Origin of the sequence: Microbacterium sp. NPDC091662 (assembly GCF_044756705.1) — a bacterium.
Taxonomy (GTDB): Bacteria; Actinomycetota; Actinomycetes; order Actinomycetales; family Microbacteriaceae; genus Microbacterium.
The window spans coordinates 1,482,816-1,498,081 of sequence record NZ_JBIVTM010000001.1 but is presented as its reverse complement, the minus strand read 5'-3'; the positions used below and the strand labels follow the sequence as shown (position 1 = coordinate 1,498,081).

At 69.1% G+C, this 15,266-nt stretch carries 13 protein-coding genes and 1 other RNA gene; 11 read left to right on the top strand and 3 right to left on the bottom strand.

The window, feature by feature from the left end; all coding sequences use genetic code 11:
• Positions 1-42: 42 nt before the first annotated feature.
• The 6 genes from mpaM (at position 43) to ACIQLD_RS07120 (ending at position 5,669) form a co-directional block, all read left to right on the top strand.
• A complete protein-coding gene (mpaM, locus tag ACIQLD_RS07145) occupies positions 43-870 on the top strand; it encodes a daptide-type RiPP biosynthesis methyltransferase (protein WP_402606690.1) in 828 nt (275 codons plus the stop codon).
• A complete protein-coding gene (gene mpaP / locus ACIQLD_RS07140; protein ID WP_402606688.1) occupies positions 857-2,539 on the top strand; it encodes a daptide biosynthesis intramembrane metalloprotease in 1,683 nt (560 codons plus the stop codon). The genes mpaM and mpaP overlap by 14 nt, the downstream gene beginning before the upstream one ends.
• A 2-nt stretch (positions 2,540-2,541) precedes the next feature.
• The gene (locus ACIQLD_RS07135) at positions 2,542-3,258 is read left to right on the top strand and encodes an ATP-binding cassette domain-containing protein (protein ID WP_402606686.1); all 717 of its coding nucleotides are present in this window, start codon (positions 2,542-2,544) and stop codon (positions 3,256-3,258) included.
• Positions 3,255-3,983: an ABC transporter permease gene (locus tag ACIQLD_RS07130; RefSeq protein WP_402606684.1), complete on the top strand. Its 729-nt coding sequence runs from the start codon at positions 3,255-3,257 to the stop codon at positions 3,981-3,983. Before ACIQLD_RS07135 ends, ACIQLD_RS07130 begins: the two co-directional genes overlap by 4 nt.
• Positions 3,980-4,714, top strand: coding sequence for a hypothetical protein (locus tag ACIQLD_RS07125; protein ID WP_402606682.1), 735 nt, complete (start codon positions 3,980-3,982; stop codon positions 4,712-4,714). The genes ACIQLD_RS07130 and ACIQLD_RS07125 overlap by 4 nt, the downstream gene beginning before the upstream one ends.
• Before the next feature lie 64 nt (positions 4,715-4,778).
• A complete protein-coding gene (locus tag ACIQLD_RS07120; RefSeq protein ID WP_402606679.1) occupies positions 4,779-5,669 on the top strand; it encodes a rhodanese-related sulfurtransferase in 891 nt (296 codons plus the stop codon).
• 34 nt (positions 5,670-5,703) lie between these two features.
• On the opposite strand, the gene ACIQLD_RS07115 is transcribed toward ACIQLD_RS07120, so the two are convergent.
• Genes ACIQLD_RS07115 through ACIQLD_RS07105 form a run of 3 tightly spaced genes read right to left on the bottom strand, consistent with a single transcriptional unit; the run spans position 5,704 to position 10,149 of the window.
• Positions 5,704-7,971 carry a DUF3488 and transglutaminase-like domain-containing protein gene (locus ACIQLD_RS07115; RefSeq protein ID WP_402606677.1) on the bottom strand — a complete coding sequence of 756 codons (2,268 nt, stop codon included), beginning with the start codon at positions 7,969-7,971 and terminating at the stop codon, positions 5,704-5,706.
• Positions 7,958-9,148 carry a DUF58 domain-containing protein gene (locus ACIQLD_RS07110; protein ID WP_402606675.1) on the bottom strand — a complete coding sequence of 397 codons (1,191 nt, stop codon included), beginning with the start codon at positions 9,146-9,148 and terminating at the stop codon, positions 7,958-7,960. Before ACIQLD_RS07110 ends, ACIQLD_RS07115 begins: the two co-directional genes overlap by 14 nt.
• 11 nt (positions 9,149-9,159) lie before the next feature.
• Complete coding sequence (locus tag ACIQLD_RS07105; protein WP_402606672.1) at positions 9,160-10,149, bottom strand: AAA family ATPase; 990 nt, start codon at positions 10,147-10,149, stop codon at positions 9,160-9,162.
• Positions 10,150-10,292: 143 nt separating this feature from the next.
• On the opposite strand from ACIQLD_RS07105, the gene ffs reads away from it, so the two are divergent.
• The 5 genes from ffs to ACIQLD_RS07080 all read left to right on the top strand — a co-directional run bounded on the left by ffs (position 10,293) and on the right by ACIQLD_RS07080 (position 15,193).
• Positions 10,293-10,389: signal recognition particle sRNA small type (gene ffs / locus ACIQLD_RS07100), an RNA gene on the top strand.
• Positions 10,390-10,474: 85 nt separating this feature from the next.
• Positions 10,475-11,086: a rhomboid family intramembrane serine protease gene (locus tag ACIQLD_RS07095; RefSeq protein ID WP_402606670.1), complete on the top strand. Its 612-nt coding sequence runs from the start codon at positions 10,475-10,477 to the stop codon at positions 11,084-11,086.
• Entirely contained in the window at positions 11,083-11,778 is a 696-nt protein-coding gene (locus tag ACIQLD_RS07090) for a hypothetical protein (protein ID WP_402606668.1), read from the top strand. The genes ACIQLD_RS07095 and ACIQLD_RS07090 overlap by 4 nt, the downstream gene beginning before the upstream one ends.
• Positions 11,779-11,843: 65 nt before the next feature.
• Complete coding sequence (pta, locus tag ACIQLD_RS07085) at positions 11,844-13,976, top strand: phosphate acetyltransferase (RefSeq protein ID WP_402606666.1); 2,133 nt, start codon at positions 11,844-11,846, stop codon at positions 13,974-13,976.
• Positions 13,973-15,193 (top strand): acetate/propionate family kinase, encoded by a 1,221-nt coding sequence (locus ACIQLD_RS07080; RefSeq protein WP_402606664.1) that lies wholly within the window; start codon positions 13,973-13,975, stop codon positions 15,191-15,193. Before pta ends, ACIQLD_RS07080 begins: the two co-directional genes overlap by 4 nt.
• Positions 15,194-15,266: the final 73 nt, after the last annotated feature.

The following is a 15,266-nucleotide window of genomic DNA, read 5'->3' as shown; positions in this document are numbered from 1 at the left end:
CACGCCCGCACCCCATCGCTCCCGTTGAGAGGCGATGTGTGAATGTCCGGTTTGATCACCGAAGCAATATCGGCGCGGCTCGAGGTCGCGGGCGCCGTTCCCCGGCAACAGGACCTGTACTCCGGAGAAGGCGCCGATTTCTACGAGCGACTGGTCGGTTCCGACCGTGCAGAGGTCCGAGAGATGCTGACGCTCGCGAGAAAGGCCGATGGACCCATTCTCGACATCGCCGCGGGTGGCGGGAGATTGACGGTTCCACTGGTGAGATCGGGAAGAGAGGTCACCGCGATCGATCTCTCGGACGACATGTTCTCGCATCTTCGGCGGTCTTTGCCCGAGGATTCGACGGTGGAGTGCGTCGTCGCGGACATGCGCGACTTCTCCCTGGGACGCCGATACGGACTCGTCCTCATCGGTGCGACATCCATCACCCTGCTCGACAGTGACGGGCGGTCGCGTCTCTACGCGGCCGTGCGCCGTCACCTCGCCGCGGGCGGAGTGTTCGCCTTCACCGTCGCGGGAGGCGCGTCAGCGCAGAGCCTCGCGATTCCGAGAGACCAGGAGATCGGTGTTCCCGGGCCCGAGGGGGAGGAGCCCTACCTCTTCGCGCAGCAGATGGAAGAGGACGGTTCGGCGCGTGTCGTCAACTGGGTCCGCGTCGCCGACATCACCGCCGGTGCAGAGGTGACGGTGCTCACGAGCCGCCTGCACGTGCTCGATCATCAGATCCTCGCGCGAGAACTCGTCGACACGGGCTTCGCGGTGCCCGCCGTCTCTCCCGTTCGTACGGACAGCGGAGTGGAGATCCTCCTGCTCACCACGTCGTGGGCGGGGTCGCCGGCAGCGGGGGATGACGATGCATCCGAGTAGTTCCCCTCGTCGGCGATCCCGCGCGGAGCCCCTGCTCGACGCCGACGCCTGCCCGCGGCTCTCTTCCGGCGTCGCCTTCGAGGAAGTGGCCGAGGAAGAGGTATGGATCGCGGTGGTCCACGGCGTGCCTTCGTCGCGCGTCTCTCCGACGGTGGTCGACCTGTTGAGAGCGATGAACGGCGAGACGGCACTGAGGGATCTGCACGGGCGTTTCGCGGAAGCCGAGTCGTTGGAGGGCTTCCTGCGCCTCGCCCAGCGTTTCCGCGCCAGCGGGCTCCTGGAAGGCGACACGAAGCTCCCCCCAGGACGGCTGACCTATCGGCCCCCTTTCACGCTGCAGATCGCGACGCTCCGTGCCTCCGGCATCTTTCGCCGGCTCGACCATCTGGTCGTCCCGATGTCGCGCCGCGTGGTGCTGATATCGATCACCGCTCTGCTGGTCCTCGGGCTGCTGGCCGCCATCCTCCAGGCGAGAGAGCTGCTGAACGTCCTCACCATGCCGGTGCCGCTGACGGGCCTCGTCGTTCTCGTCGCCGCGCTCTCCCTCATGACTCTGCTCCATGAAGCAGCCCACGGACTCACGCTCACCCGGTTCGGCGGGAGGCCTCGCCGGGCGGGCTTCATGCTCTTCTACCTCACGCCCGCGTTCTTCGTGGACGTGACCGATGGCTGGCGTCTCCCGGAACGCCGTCAACGCGTGGCGATCGCCCTGGCAGGACCCGCCGTCCACGCCGCTGCCGCCGCTGTCGCCCTCCTCGCCGCGCTCGCCTTCCCTCAACCGGTCATCCGCCAGACGCTGTTGCTGCTCGCGCTCTCCTGCGTCGCCATCGTTCTCGTGAACCTGATCCCGTTCGTGCGATTCGATGGATACATCGCGCTCATGAGCGCGCTCGATGAGCCGAATCTCCGGGGACGAGCCATCGATGATGGCGCGAGCTTCCTGGCCCGCCTCCTGTTCGGCGCACGGCGCGACGGCAGGCGCCTGGACAGATGGTGGAGCGTCCCGTTCGGTCTCGTCAGCCTCGCCGCCCCCGTGGCGCTGGTGCTGTTCGCCGTCGCCCGGACCGCGCGAGCGCTCGCCGGGGGCGGACCCCTCCTCGGCATGCTCGTGGTCGCGCTCGAAGCCATGGTCATCCTGGTCGGCATCGTGCTGCTGGCACGGGCTCTGCGGCGGGTGCTTCGTTCTGGCGTCTCGCGGCTTCGGTTCGCCGGCGTCGGTGCCGCACTCATCGCGAGCATCTCGATCATCGGTCTCCTCATCCCCGTGCCGCTGACGACCACGTTCGGCTTCTCCGCATACGACGGCCGTGTGGTGCTTCTTCATGCCGGTGAGGACGCCGATGTGGAGGTGCCGGACGGCGCCCCCGTCGTCCTGATGAGCAACGGCATCCTCGCGAACGAGAACGTCGGCGAGGGGACCACCAGGGCGGAGCCACCGCGATCGACGACGGTGCCGCTCGACGCTCTCTTCCCGGTCCGGGCAGACGGGGTCTCGGTCCCCGCGATGATCGTCGCCGGCGTGGAGGTATCCGAGGAGAGCGGGGGGCTGCCTCCGACCGGGCAGGCGCGCGTCGAGATCGGCGGGGGAAACCTGTGGCAGACGCTCTGGGCGACGGGCGTGATGCTCCCCCTGTCGGCGCCTCAGAGCGAGAGAGAGGAAGAAGGATGAGCATGATTGAGCACGCCATCGAGGTCAGAGGACTCACGAAGAAGTACGGTGATCGCACCGCCGTCGCGGATCTGTCATTCGTCGTGCCACGCGGGTCGGTCGTCGGCCTTCTCGGCCCGAACGGGGCGGGGAAGTCGACCACGCTGCGAGCGATCGTCGGCTTGCTCGCCCCGACGAGCGGCGACAGCATCGTCGACGGGATGCCCTTCTCCGCGCTCGACGATCCCGCATCGCACGTCGGCGTCCACATGGACGGCTTCGGCTTCGAGGTGGGCATCTCCGCGAGAAGACATCTGGAGATCTCCCGACTGGCGGCCGGGGCGGCCCGCAGCCGCGTCGACGAGGTGCTCGAGGAGGTGGGCCTCGCTGCGGATGCGCATCGTCGCGTGAAGACGTTCTCGACGGGCATGGCACAGCGGCTCGGACTGGCCACTGCTCTCGTCGGGTCCCCTCGCACACTCATCCTCGACGAGCCCGCCAACGGGCTCGATCCCGATGGCATCCGGTGGCTCCGAAGGTTTCTCCGGAGCTTCGCCGGACGCGGTGGCACCGTGCTGGTCGCCAGCCACCAATTGGCGGAGTTGGAGCAGGTCGTGGACGAGGTCGTCGTGATCAAGAGGCGTGTGCTCTTCGCCGGACGGCTGAGCGACCTCGTCACCAGCGACGCCGAGTCTCTCGAGAGCAAGTACTTCGATCTGGTGGGAGGGACGACCGCATGAAGAACGCGATCCGCAGCGAGGCCCTGCGTGCGGTCAGTGGGCTCTCGGTCCTGCCGGTCTACCTCGTCGCCCTCCTCATGCCGGCCTTCGTGTTGTTCTCCGACGGGTCCCGTTTCGATTTCGCCGGTGTCGATCCACGCGTCGCGACCTCTCGTCTTCTGGAGCCGCTGGCCTGGTGCGTCATCTCCGCCGCATTCGTGGGTGCGTATGCGGTCACTCGCGAGTACTACTACGCCTCGATGGACAGAACACTGACCGGAGTGGGTTTCCGTCGCGCGTTCGGGGGGAAGCTCGTGGCGGGGGCGCTCGCCGCGGTCTCCCTGTGCGTGTGCATCTTCGTTCTCTGGACTGCGGGTGTGGCGGTCGTGCTGCTGCAGAACGGGCTGACACTGGCCCTCACAGTGGGGGCATGGCAGCTGTACGCCGGCGCTCTGGTCGGAGTGGTGCTCGGTGCGTTCATCGGCGGAGCCGTCGGTTGGATCACGCGGAACTACTACGTGACGGCGGCGCTCGTCCTCGTCCTTCCGATGGTCGTGGAGTTCGCGTTGCTGCGCACGGCGCCGGAGGTGGCGAGGTTCTCGCCCGGATTGGCCATCGCCGCCCTGGGCGTGCCCGGATACCAGGATCGACTGCTCGAGTTCGCGCCTGCCCTCGCGATCGGACTCGCCTGGACCGTCGGGCTGGTCTCCCTCGCCTGGTTCCGAGGGCGCCGAGGCGCCGCGTGATCGGCCGGGCTCTCCGAGTCCAGGCCCGCAGCTTCACCGGCGACGTCGTGCTGCTCGGAGTGGTCGCCGCGGCGTTCGTGATGTCGCTCTCCTTGGCGACGAGCGTTCCCTCCGACCTCGCGGCTGCGCCGGTTGAGGCCCGCGCAGCGTTCATCGGGCCGTTCCGCGTCGTGATGGCGACATATGGCGGTGTTCTCGCTGCCGTGTACGGTTCCTTCCGCTACACGATCGATCGGCGCGACGGCGTCATCGCCCAGCGTCTGACGATGGGGCCGCGGTGGGCGCTCTTCCTCGCCAGGGTGCCCGCCGCGGCCGTCGGCGGAGCGGTCGTCGCCCTCGCCGGCGTCTTCGGGGGCCACATCGCGCTGATCGTCACGATGGGCGGCGTTCCCGTGGAGTGGTCTGCTACCGCTTCCGCTCTGGCGTTCGGTGCGGTCGCGGGTCTGTGGGGACTCGGACTGGGAGTGGTCGTGCAGGTGCATCTGGTGGCGCTCTTCGTCGCATCCATGTCGATGAGTGCGGCCTTGCTTCTCGCTGTGTTCTGCGGTGCTGTGGCCGCCTTCCTTCCGCCCCTCGTGATGCTCGAGGCCGTCGGTATCGACGTCACCGCCGTGGGAATCATGCCGGACGACCGTCTCGACCGTGCCCCGGCCGTGGGAGTGACGACGGGGTGGGTGTCGCTGGCCCTCCTCGTCGGGGGAGTCTCGTTCATGAAACGCGATGTGAAGTAGAAGCCGGGTGCGAGATCGGTGGACGTGCGGATCGGTGTCGAGGTCGACGACGTAGGATCCCTAGGTGGCAACACCCAAGATCGTCCTCTTCTACGCGTTCACCCCTCTCGCCGACCCCGACGCCATCCGCGTCTGGCAGCGTGACCTCGGCGAGGCGCTCGGCCTGCGCGGGCGTCTGCTGATCTCGAAGGACGGAATCAACGGCACCCTCGGTGGTGACATCGGTGCGCTGAAGAAGTGGCTGCGCTCGTTCCGCTCGTACGGTCCGTTCGCCGACGCCGACATCAAGTGGAGCGAGGGGACCGGCGTCGACGCCGAAGGACGCAGCCTCGACTTTCCGAAGCTCAGCGTGAAGGTGCGCGACGAGATCGTCTCGTTCGGTGCACCGGGCGAGCTCCGCGTCGACGAGAACGGCGTCGTCGGCGGCGGCACGCGCCTGACCCCCGAGGAACTGCACGGTCTGATCGACGAGCGCGGCGACGAGGTGGTGTTCTTCGACGGCAGGAACGCACTCGAAGCGCAGATCGGACGCTTCCGCGGTGCGGTCGTGCCCGACACCGAGACGACCAGAGACTTCGTCGAGCTCCTCGATTCAGGCGTCTACGACGATCTCAAGGGCAAGCCCGTGGTCACGTACTGCACCGGCGGTATCCGCTGCGAGGTGCTGTCGAGCCTGATGACCGCCCGCGGGTTCGGCGAGGTCTATCAGCTCGAGGGCGGCATCGTCCGCTACGGCGAGAAGTACGGCGACGAGGGCCTGTGGGACGGCTCGCTCTACGTCTTCGACGGCCGGGGCTCCATCGACTTCACCGACCATGCCGCGGTCATCGGGGAATGCGTCGGATGCGGGGCTGCGACCAAGCGCACCGCGAACTGCCCCGACCTGTCGTGCCGATCGCAGTTCGTGGTGTGCGAGGCGTGCGTCGCCGTGCCCTGCACCTCGCACGCCGCGTGAGGAGGAACCGCCTGAGCCGGCGACGCCCGACGGGTCAGATCGTCACGCCGGGCTCGGCGGCTCGCGGGGCGTAGAGGGAACGCGGGATCAGCGCCGCCCGCACTCTCGTGGCTCGATCGACGCTCTTCCGCAGGCTCGTGAGAACCTCGCCCAACGGCTCGGCGAGATCGTCGGATGCTTCGCCGGAGCGGGCGTAGTTCGAGAGTTCGACCGCATCGGTCAGGCGTCGCATCGCCTCGACGCCGACGTCGTTCTGCCGCACCAGACCGGCAGCGCGTGTGCGGGGGGTGTCGGCGTCGGACACGGGGATCTGCAGGTCGATCAGGGTGTCTCGGAGCTCCGCCCAGGCGGCGGCCGGGTCTCCTCGACGCGCCCTGTTCAGCCGCGCTCGGCGTTCCACGAGCCGGATCAGCGCGGGAAGCAGGAGCAGCACGACGATGCCGAGGGCCGTGAAGACGACCGGCATCGGGTCGAGGCGGCGCAGGGCGTCGCCGCTGGCCGAGTTGCCGCCGGCGTCGTTGCGATCGATCTCGGGACCCGAGGTCTGCTCGGCCTGCGGTGCCGTGGTCGGTGCCGGTGTCGAGGGGCTTCCTGAGCCTCCGCCCTGCGTCACTCCCGGGCGGAAGGCGGTGGGCACACCCAGAGACGCGGTGGGTTCGAAAGGAACCCATCCGATGCCGGGGAACAGCACCTCTGGCCAGGAGTGCAGTCGATCGCTGGTCACCGAGAACACCGATTCGCTGCCGCGCTTCTCGTCGGTCAGCGAACCGGGAAGGTAGCCGACGACGATGCGCACCTCCATGCCCAGGCTCTCCGCCATCAGTGCGAACGCTCCGGCGAAATGCACGCAGTATCCGGACCGCGCCTCGAGGAACTCCGCGACCGCTTCCGCCCCGGTTCCGTCGAAGCCCTCTTCCACAGGCGTCTCCAGCGAGTAGGCGAACTGCGAACGGAACCAGTTCTGCAGCGCGATGAGCCGGTCGTAGTCGGTGCTCGCCGCCGCGGTCACGTCGTCGGCGAGCTCGCTGATGATGCCGGGCAGCTCGACCGGCTCTGCGTCGGGATCCACGACAGGGGACGCGGCATCGATCGCGCGGATCTGCTCGAGGGTGGGGATGAGTCTCGATGACGTGACCGTGTAGTCGTTTCCGACGGCGTCGGCCCCGCGGGAGTAGAGCGTGCGGTTCTCGGGCGTGATCCTCCAGGCGTTGCTGAGTCCCTGCACGGCGGTGGCGGGATAGGGCACGGGGAGCCAGGAACTCGACATCCGCAGCACACGGATGGAGGTGTTCTGCTCCTCCGTCGCGATGTCCTCGCCCCATTCCGGGGGACCGAATCCGTCGTTCTGCGCCTGCAGGTCGCCGTCATCCGGCTGCCAGACGCGACCGTCGAAGCGGGAGAGAGTGGTCAGACGCAGATACGGCGCGGTCTCTCCCTTGGCCGCGACCGTGAGCACCTCGACCGGATTGGGCTGGCGCAGATCGTCGCCGAGACGCAGCGAGGCGTCGACCGTGACGCCGACCCCGTTGCCGGCGAGGCTCGCGGTCACGGGCAGCATCGGCGTGATGGCCACGGTCGTCGCCAGCGCGGCGGCGCCGACCGCGACGGCCAGCGACGTGGACGAGCGGCGTGGGGATTCCGGATGCCTGCGCGCGGTATAGCGGAGCAAGAGCAATGCGACCACACCGAAGAGCACGAACCAGACCACGTTCGTGTCGCCGAGTGTGACGATCATCGGCACGGCGCCGATGACGCCGGTCAGCAGGACGGCCAGCACGGCCGAACGATGCGCGACGAGGTGATCGAGGAGGATCGCGACCACCGCGAAGCCGACCCCCATCACGGCCGCGAGACCGGGGGAGGCATCCAGCGGTGCGGATCCGAACACGACGGCCTCGACGGCCGAGGCGGCGAGCACCCCGAACAGCGTCAGCGTCGCAGAGGTCGGGATGACCCCGAGGATGGCGGTGTCCCCGGCCACCAACAGCGTCACGATGGCGATGGCGACGACGATCTGCACGGCGAAGGTGGCGAGGTCCTGCGCCCATGCCGCTCGTCGCCGCAGCAGGTTCCGTGTCAGCATCCCGGTGCCCGCCACGGCGACGATCACGGCGATCACGGTGAAGGACCATGCGCCGGGAGCGATCACCGAGGTGAACGGCCACATCGCCGTGAGTGCCGCCGTCGCCGCGAGTGCGCCGGCGCCGACCACGCCGGCCGGATCCTCGTGGTCGCGGTGCCAGAAGGTCGGTCGCCGAGCGGCGACGGTCGAGCTCGGCGGAGCCTGCTCAGCGCGGAACATCGCCGACTCCGATCCGGGCCGAGACGGCATCTTCCCACGCGGCGGAGACGTCGTCCCCGAGCGGTGACACGGTCCATCCGTGACGGACGGAGGCTTCGGTGGCGCCGGGGAGCAGCTCGGTGCTGAACAGCATCGGGGCGGCGGCGCCGGCCGAACGCAGCAGCGCAGCATCCTCTTCGTCGAGGCGACCGGTGATGTAGACGAGCGGACCGGGAGGGGTACCGCCGATGAGTGCCATCAGGTCGCGGCTCTCGCCTCGGGGTGCGACCATCGCGAGAGCGGCGAGCAGGCCGTCACGATCGTCTTCGTGTCCGCGAAGCGCGCCGAGCAAGGATCCCGCGCTGTCGAGCACGTCGACGCTGTAGCCCTCGGATGCGAGGTGCACGGCCGCAGAGGCGCACAGCGAGACGGCTGCTTCGAAGGCCGGGTCGGCCTCGGCGCCCGGTGCTTCCCAGCGGCGCTCGCTGCGGTCGAGCACGACCACCGCGTCGGGGCTGGACTCCTCCTCTTCCTGACGCACCATCAGCTGACCTCGGTGCGCGGTCGCCCGCCAGTGGATGCGGCGCATCGAGTCGCCGGGGATGTATCCGCGTGGCGAGAGGTTGTCGCTGCCCTGCCCGAGCCGGGTGGACGAGGTGTGCGCAGTCCCTCCGGCAGCTCCGACCCGCACGGCCAGCGGGGCCAGGACGAAGACCTCGGGGACGACCGTCACGCTTCTCGTCTCTCCGAACGCCTGTTCGCGCTGTGCCAGACCGAACGGGTCGACCGTGCGCAGCATCAGCGGACCGAGCGGCCAGACGCCGCGGCGCACACCCGTGATGAGGTAGCTCAACTGCCCGGTCTCCGGGGGATATTCGCCGCCGGAGTCTCCGGAGACCGCATCGGGGAGCATGTCATGCCAGAGCCCCCGCGGCACGCGGATCGCGCGCAGCGAGAACCGCACGGTCACCCGTGACGTCTCGGATACGGTCAGCAGATCGGTCGAGATCTGGCGGGTGACGATGCCGGATCGTCGCGGCAACCGCACCGCGAGGAGGGAGAAGAGGGTGACGGCCGCGAGCAGCACGCCGATGTAGAGCAGGATGCGCGTGCCGAGCAGGTTCGCGGCGATCATGCAGCCGAGCGCAGCGACGAGCGCTCCGGCACCGCGGCCGGTGAGGGATCGACGTCTTCGCATGATGCGGTCTGTCAGGAACGCGTCGCCACGGGGACACGTACCCGCTCGGCGATCTGGGTGAGGGCGGACTCGACCGGCTGTGCGCCGGCCCGATGTGCGCCCCGCGCCGGGAGCAGGCGGTGCGCGAGGACCGGGATGAGCAGGGCGGTGATGTCGTCGGGGATCACGTACTCGCGCCCGTCGAGGGCTGCCCACACCTTCGCGGCTCTGACCAGCTGCAGGGTGGCCCGAGGGCTCGCGCCGAGGTGGAGGTTCGGGTCGGAGCGCGTCGCCTGGGCGAGGGCGACCGCGTACTCCTCCAGGGCGGGGGCCACGTGGACCGAACGTGCCCAGGCGATGAGCTGGGCGATCGATGCCGCGTCGGCGACGGGCGAGACGGCGGCGAGGGGGCTGACGACATCGCGCTGGCGCAGCATGAGCGCCTCGGCTGCGGCATCCGGGTACCCCATCGAGATGCGCATCATGAACCGATCGCGCTGTGCTTCGGGGAGGGCGTACGTTCCTTCCATCTCCAGGGGGTTCTGGGTGGCGACGACCAGGAACGGCTGGGGCAGCAGGTGCGTGGAGCCGTCGACCGTGACCTGGCCCTCCTCCATCGCCTCCAGCAGAGCGGACTGCGTCTTGGGGGAGGAGCGGTTGATCTCGTCGGCGATCACGATGTGCGCGAACACGGCGCCGCGCTTGAACTCGAACTCGCGATCCACGGGGTTGTAGACGGACACTCCCGTGACGTCGCCGGGCAGCAGATCGGGCGTGAACTGGATGCGGCGCACCGTCGCATCCACGCTCGCGGCGAGGGCCCTGGCCAGCATGGTCTTGCCGACCCCGGGAACGTCTTCGATGAGCAGATGCCCCTCGGCGAGGAGGCAGACGAGAGCGCTGCGCACCGCGTCCGGCTTGCCGTCGATGACCTGGCCGATCGAGCCGAGGATCGCAGACGTCTGCGCGGCGAACCTCTCGGCATCCATCGATACCGGGCTCAGGGGGGCGTTCTCTGGCATGCGTTCCCTCTCACGTCGGCGCTGCGGTGCGCGTGACTCGATCGTAACCCTGCGCAGGGCGCGCCGCTCTGGCAGGTTCCCCTGAGATTGCGCGTGGAGACGGGCGCGGTTCGGACCATCGCGCCGGTCGGGTTAGGATGGTTGACGGCTCTCCGCGTGGCGGCATCCAGGCCAATTCCCCCAGGGCGGAAACGCAGCAAGGGTAACCGGGCTCTGCTGGGTGCGCGGAGAGTCATTTTCTTTGTCCGGACATCGGCGCCGTCCTCGCGGACGTCTCGTCCCCGCCGCTCAGCCCTCTCGTGGCTGCACCTGCGACAATCATCCGGTGACCGTCTCCCCGCCGCTGAAGACCCAGCATCCGCTCGGCCGATTCGCCTCACCGGTGCTGCTGCTCGTCGCGATGTGGGTCGTGCAGTTCGCCGACGCGATCCTTCCCGGCTCGTTCACCGGCTTCGGACTGCGGTCGTGGGATGTCTCCGGTCTCGGCGGCATCGTGCTGGGACCGCTCCTGCATGCGAACTGGCAGCACCTCATCGCCAACTCCGTGCCGTTCCTGGTGCTGGGGTGCCTCGTCGCCGTGGAGGGCACCCGACGGTTCTGGGCCGTCACCGCGATCGTAGCCGTCGTCGGTGGCATCGGCACCTGGGTGTTCAATGCGCCGGGTACCCTGACGGTCGGCGCCTCGGGGCTGGTCTTCGGCTACTTCGGCTATGTCGTGATGCGGGTGTTCGCCCCCGGTCGTGTGGCGCACCGCATCCTGTACGCCGTGATCGCGATCGTCGTGATCGCGCTGTACGGCGGCTCGATGCTGGCCGGCGTCTTCGGTGTCGCCGAAGGCATCTCCTGGCAGGGACACCTGTTCGGAGCCATCGGGGGTGGCATCGCCGCCCTGGTCGGTCGACGTCCGCGAACCGATCGCGGAGCTCTGTCGCCGTGAGCGCCGCACCGGCGTCCCGCGCGAAGCGCGCGCCAGCGTCGAAGCGGCCGGCGAAGCGTCGCAAGAGCCCGCAGCGCCGCAGAAAGCCGGGCGGGCGACGGCAGGCGGCGAATCGCCTGCGTCGTCGCAAGATCCGGCAGCGCCTCCTGATCTCCGCCGGCGCCCTCGTCGTCGCGGTCGGCCTGTTCGTCCTCATCCCGCTGGGACTCGCGCGCGATCCTGCGCCGATCTGCATCGACGACCCGCAGACCTTCCCCGCTGCGGGTATCGAGGGGTGGAGTGGCGAGCAGCTCGAGAACGCGGCCACGATAATCCGCACGGCAGAGGCTCTCGGCTTCGCGCGTGAGGGGCAGATCATCGGGGTGATGACGGCGATGGGCGAGAGCAGTCTGCGCAACATCGACTACGGCGACTGGGAGACGCGCGGATTCACCAATCCCGATGGAACCCGGACCACCAGCATCGGTCTGTTCCAGCAGCAGGAGTGGTGGGGGAGCGTCGAGCAGCGGATGGATCCGGCGACCGCGACCACGCTGTTCTTCGACCGTCTCGGGCGGCTCCCCAATTGGCAGACGATGGAGCCCTCCGCCGCGATCCACCGGGTGCAGATCAACACCGACCGCGACTACTACTCGCGGTTCCAGGCGGATGCCACGGCGGTCGTCGATGCGATGTCCGGTCCATGCGAATGAGGCTGCGGCATTTGACCCGGTCAGACGCTCGGTACGTTCATGGATGCCGCGCCTAAGCTGAAGTCGTGGCGCAGAGCATCTACATCACCTCGGCCGAAGGCCATACCGGAAAGTCGACGATCGCCCTCGGGGCGCTCGACGCCCTGATGCGCGTCTCGCCGCGGGTGGGCGTGTTCCGTCCCATCGCCCGCTCGGTCACGGCGCGTGACGAGATCCTCGAGCTGATGCTCGCGCACGACGGGGTCAACCTCGACTACGACGACTGCATCGGCGTGACCTACGACGATGTGCGCGCCGACCCCGAGGCCGCGTTGTCGACCATTGTCGCGCGGTTCAAGGCGGTCGAGGCGCAGTGCGACGCCGTCGTCGTCATCGGCAGCGACTACACCGATGTCGCCAGCCCGGCAGAGCTCGGGTTCAACGCCAGGATCGCCGCCAATCTCGGAGCCCCGGTGCTTCTCGTGCTCAGCGGCCGCGACCAGCAGCGTCAGGCGGAGCAGCTGGGAACCACGACGGCGCGTCCCCCCGCCGCGATCGCGCAGATCGCGGCCCTCGCCCTGTCCGAGTTGACGCAGGAACGGGCGGAGCTGTTCGCCGTCGCCGTCAACCGCGCCGACCCGGAAGCGCTCGACGCCATCATCGAGGCGGTGCATGCCGCGCTCCCCGCGGAGAGCACACCGGTGTGGGCGATCCCCGAAGACCGCGCGCTGGTCGCGCCGTCGATCCGTGGCATCCTCGCCGCCGTCGAGGGCACCCTGCTCAAGGGCGACGATGATCGTCTGACCAGAGAGGCCCTGACGATCGTGGTCGCCGGCATGTCGATGGTGAACGTGCTGCCTCGTCTCACCGAAGAGGCGGTCGTGGTGATCCCCGCCGACCGCACCGAGGTGCTGCTGGCCGCGCTGCTCGCCGATTCGTCCGGCACCTTCCCCCGGATCGCCGGCATCATCCTGAACGGCCCGTTCCCGCTGCCCGAGCCGATCGTGCGGCTGCTCGACGGCTTCGCCTCGTCGGTGCCCATCATCACGACCGACCTCGGCACGTACGACACGGCGGTGCGCGTGATGAACACCCGAGGCCGCATCTCTGCCGATTCGCGCACCCGGTACGACCGCGCGCTCGGCCTCTTCCAGGCGCACGTCGACATCGCCGAGCTCACCGAGCAGCTCGGTCTCGCCGAGGCGCACGTCGTCACGCCGCTCATGTTCCAGTACGGGCTCATCGAACGCGCCAGCGCCGATCGCCGCCGCATCGTGCTGCCGGAGGGGGAGGACGATCGCATCCTGCGTGCCGCAGCCACGCTGCTCGCGCGAGAGGTCGCCGACCTGACGATCCTCGGCGACGAGGCGTCCATCCGCGCCAGGGCCGTCGAGCTCGGCATCGACATCGCCGCGGCCCAGGTGCTCAGCCCGACCGATCCCGAACTGGTGGAGCGCTTCGCCGCGGAGTACGCGCGGCTGCGGGCGCACAAGGGCATCACGCTCGCTCAGGCTGCGGACACGGTGACCGATGTGTCGTACTTCGGCACGATGATGGTGCACCTCGGGCTCGCCGACGGCATGGTATCGGGCGCCGCGCACACCACCGCGCACACGATCCGCCCGTCGTTCGAGATCATCAAGACCAAGCCGGGGGTGAACGTCGTCTCCAGCGTGTTCCTGATGGCCCTCGCCGATCGCGTGCTCGTCTACGGCGACTGCGCCGTGATCCCCGACCCGACCAGCGAGCAGCTCGCCGACATCGCGATCTCCTCCGCGACGACCGCCCGTCAGTTCGGCATCGATCCGCGCGTGGCGATGCTGTCGTACTCGACGGGGGAGTCCGGATCGGGCGCCGACGTCGACAAGGTGCGCGCCGCCACCGCCCTCGTGCGGGAACGAGCACCCGAGCTCCCTGTCGAGGGCCCGATCCAGTACGACGCGGCGGCGGATGCGGCGGTGGCCAAGGCCAAGCTCCCCGGCTCCGCCGTGGCGGGGCGGGCGACCGTGTTCGTCTTCCCCGACCTCAACACCGGAAACAACACCTACAAAGCCGTGCAGCGTTCGGCCGGGGCCGTCGCGATCGGCCCGGTGCTGCAAGGACTCAACAAGCCCATCAACGACCTCTCCCGCGGTGCTCTCGTCGATGACATCGTCAACACCGTGGCGATCACGGCGATCCAGGCACAGGGAGCCGAGCAGACGGGGGATGCGGCATGAGCGCCATCCTGGTCATCAACAGCGGTTCCTCGTCGCTGAAGTACAGCCTGATCGACATCGAGCAGGAGAATCTGCTCGCGAGCGGACTGATCGAGCGCATCGGCCAGGAGGTCAGCCCCGTCGCGCACACGGTGCGCCCCGCGGTCGAGGGCGACGCCGTGCCGACGATGCTCGACGCGACCTACCGCAGCGAGCGACCCATCGCCGATCACGCCGCGGCCTTCGAGGTGATGCGCGAACAGTTCGCCGCGCACGGACCCTCGCTCGACGAGCATCGCCCCGTCGCGGTCGGGCATCGCGTGGTCCACGGGGGTGCGCGCTTCTACGCCCCGACGCTGATCGACGCCGACGTGGAGCGGCAGATCGACGAGCTCGCGGTGCTCGCGCCGCTGCACAACCCCGCGAACCTCGCCGGCATCCTCGCCGCGCGCGCCGTGTTCGACGAGGTGCCGCACGTCGCGGTGTTCGACACGGCCTTCCATCAGACCCTCCCACCCGCCGCGTACACCTATGCGATCGATGCCGCGCTCGCCGCTGAGCATCGGGTGCGTCGCTACGGCTTCCACGGCACGAGTCACCAGTACGTGAGCGAGTCGGCAGCCGCGTTCCTCGGCCGTGACCTCGGGGATCTCCGTCAACTGGTGTTCCACCTCGGCAACGGGGCGTCGGTGACCGCGATCGACGCTGGCCGCTCGGTCGAGACGTCGATGGGGCTCACGCCTCTCGAGGGACTCGTCATGGGCACGCGCTCGGGCGACATCGATCCGGCAGCGCTCGTGCACCTGTCGCGCCGCGCCGGACTCTCGATCGACGACCTCGACTCTCTGCTCAACACCCGCAGCGGGCTCGCAGGTCTCGCGGGGCGCAGCGACATGCGCGACATCCTCGCGGGTGTCGAGGAGGGGGAGGACGCGGCGACCCTCGCCTTCGACGTGTACGTGCACCGGCTGCGCGCCTACGCGGGGGCCTACATCGCACAGCTCGGAGGAGTCGACGTCATCTCGTTCACCGCCGGTGTGGGCGAGAACGCCGCACCGGTGCGTGCTGCCGCGATGTCCACGCTCGGCTTCGCCGGTGTCGAGATCGACCCCGCCAGGAACGAGGCTCGGGAGCGCGGCATCCGTCGGATCTCCACGGATGCCTCCCCGGTGACGGTCCTCGTCGTGCCGACCGACGAGGAGCTGCAGATCGCCCGGCAGACGGCAGAGCTGCTCTGATCCTCTCGCGGGGGTTACCCCGTGGTGCGCGACCGCATTACGCTTGCACAGTGGCACGGAGAGGTGCCGGCCC

Coding starts and splice junctions, on each gene's coding strand:
- mpaM (WP_402606690.1), top strand. CDS start 43: ATGTCCGGTTTGATCACCGAAGCAATATCGGCGCGGCTCGAGGTCGCG.
- mpaP (WP_402606688.1), top strand. CDS start 857: ATGCATCCGAGTAGTTCCCCTCGTCGGCGATCCCGCGCGGAGCCCCTG.
- ACIQLD_RS07135 (WP_402606686.1), top strand. CDS start 2,542: ATGATTGAGCACGCCATCGAGGTCAGAGGACTCACGAAGAAGTACGGT.
- ACIQLD_RS07130 (WP_402606684.1), top strand. CDS start 3,255: ATGAAGAACGCGATCCGCAGCGAGGCCCTGCGTGCGGTCAGTGGGCTC.
- ACIQLD_RS07115 (WP_402606677.1), bottom strand. CDS start 7,971: ATGTTCCGCGCTGAGCAGGCTCCGCCGAGCTCGACCGTCGCCGCTCGG.
- ACIQLD_RS07110 (WP_402606675.1), bottom strand. CDS start 9,148: ATGCGAAGACGTCGATCCCTCACCGGCCGCGGTGCCGGAGCGCTCGTC.
- ACIQLD_RS07105 (WP_402606672.1), bottom strand. CDS start 10,149: ATGCCAGAGAACGCCCCCCTGAGCCCGGTATCGATGGATGCCGAGAGG.
- ACIQLD_RS07080 (WP_402606664.1), top strand. CDS start 13,973: ATGAGCGCCATCCTGGTCATCAACAGCGGTTCCTCGTCGCTGAAGTAC.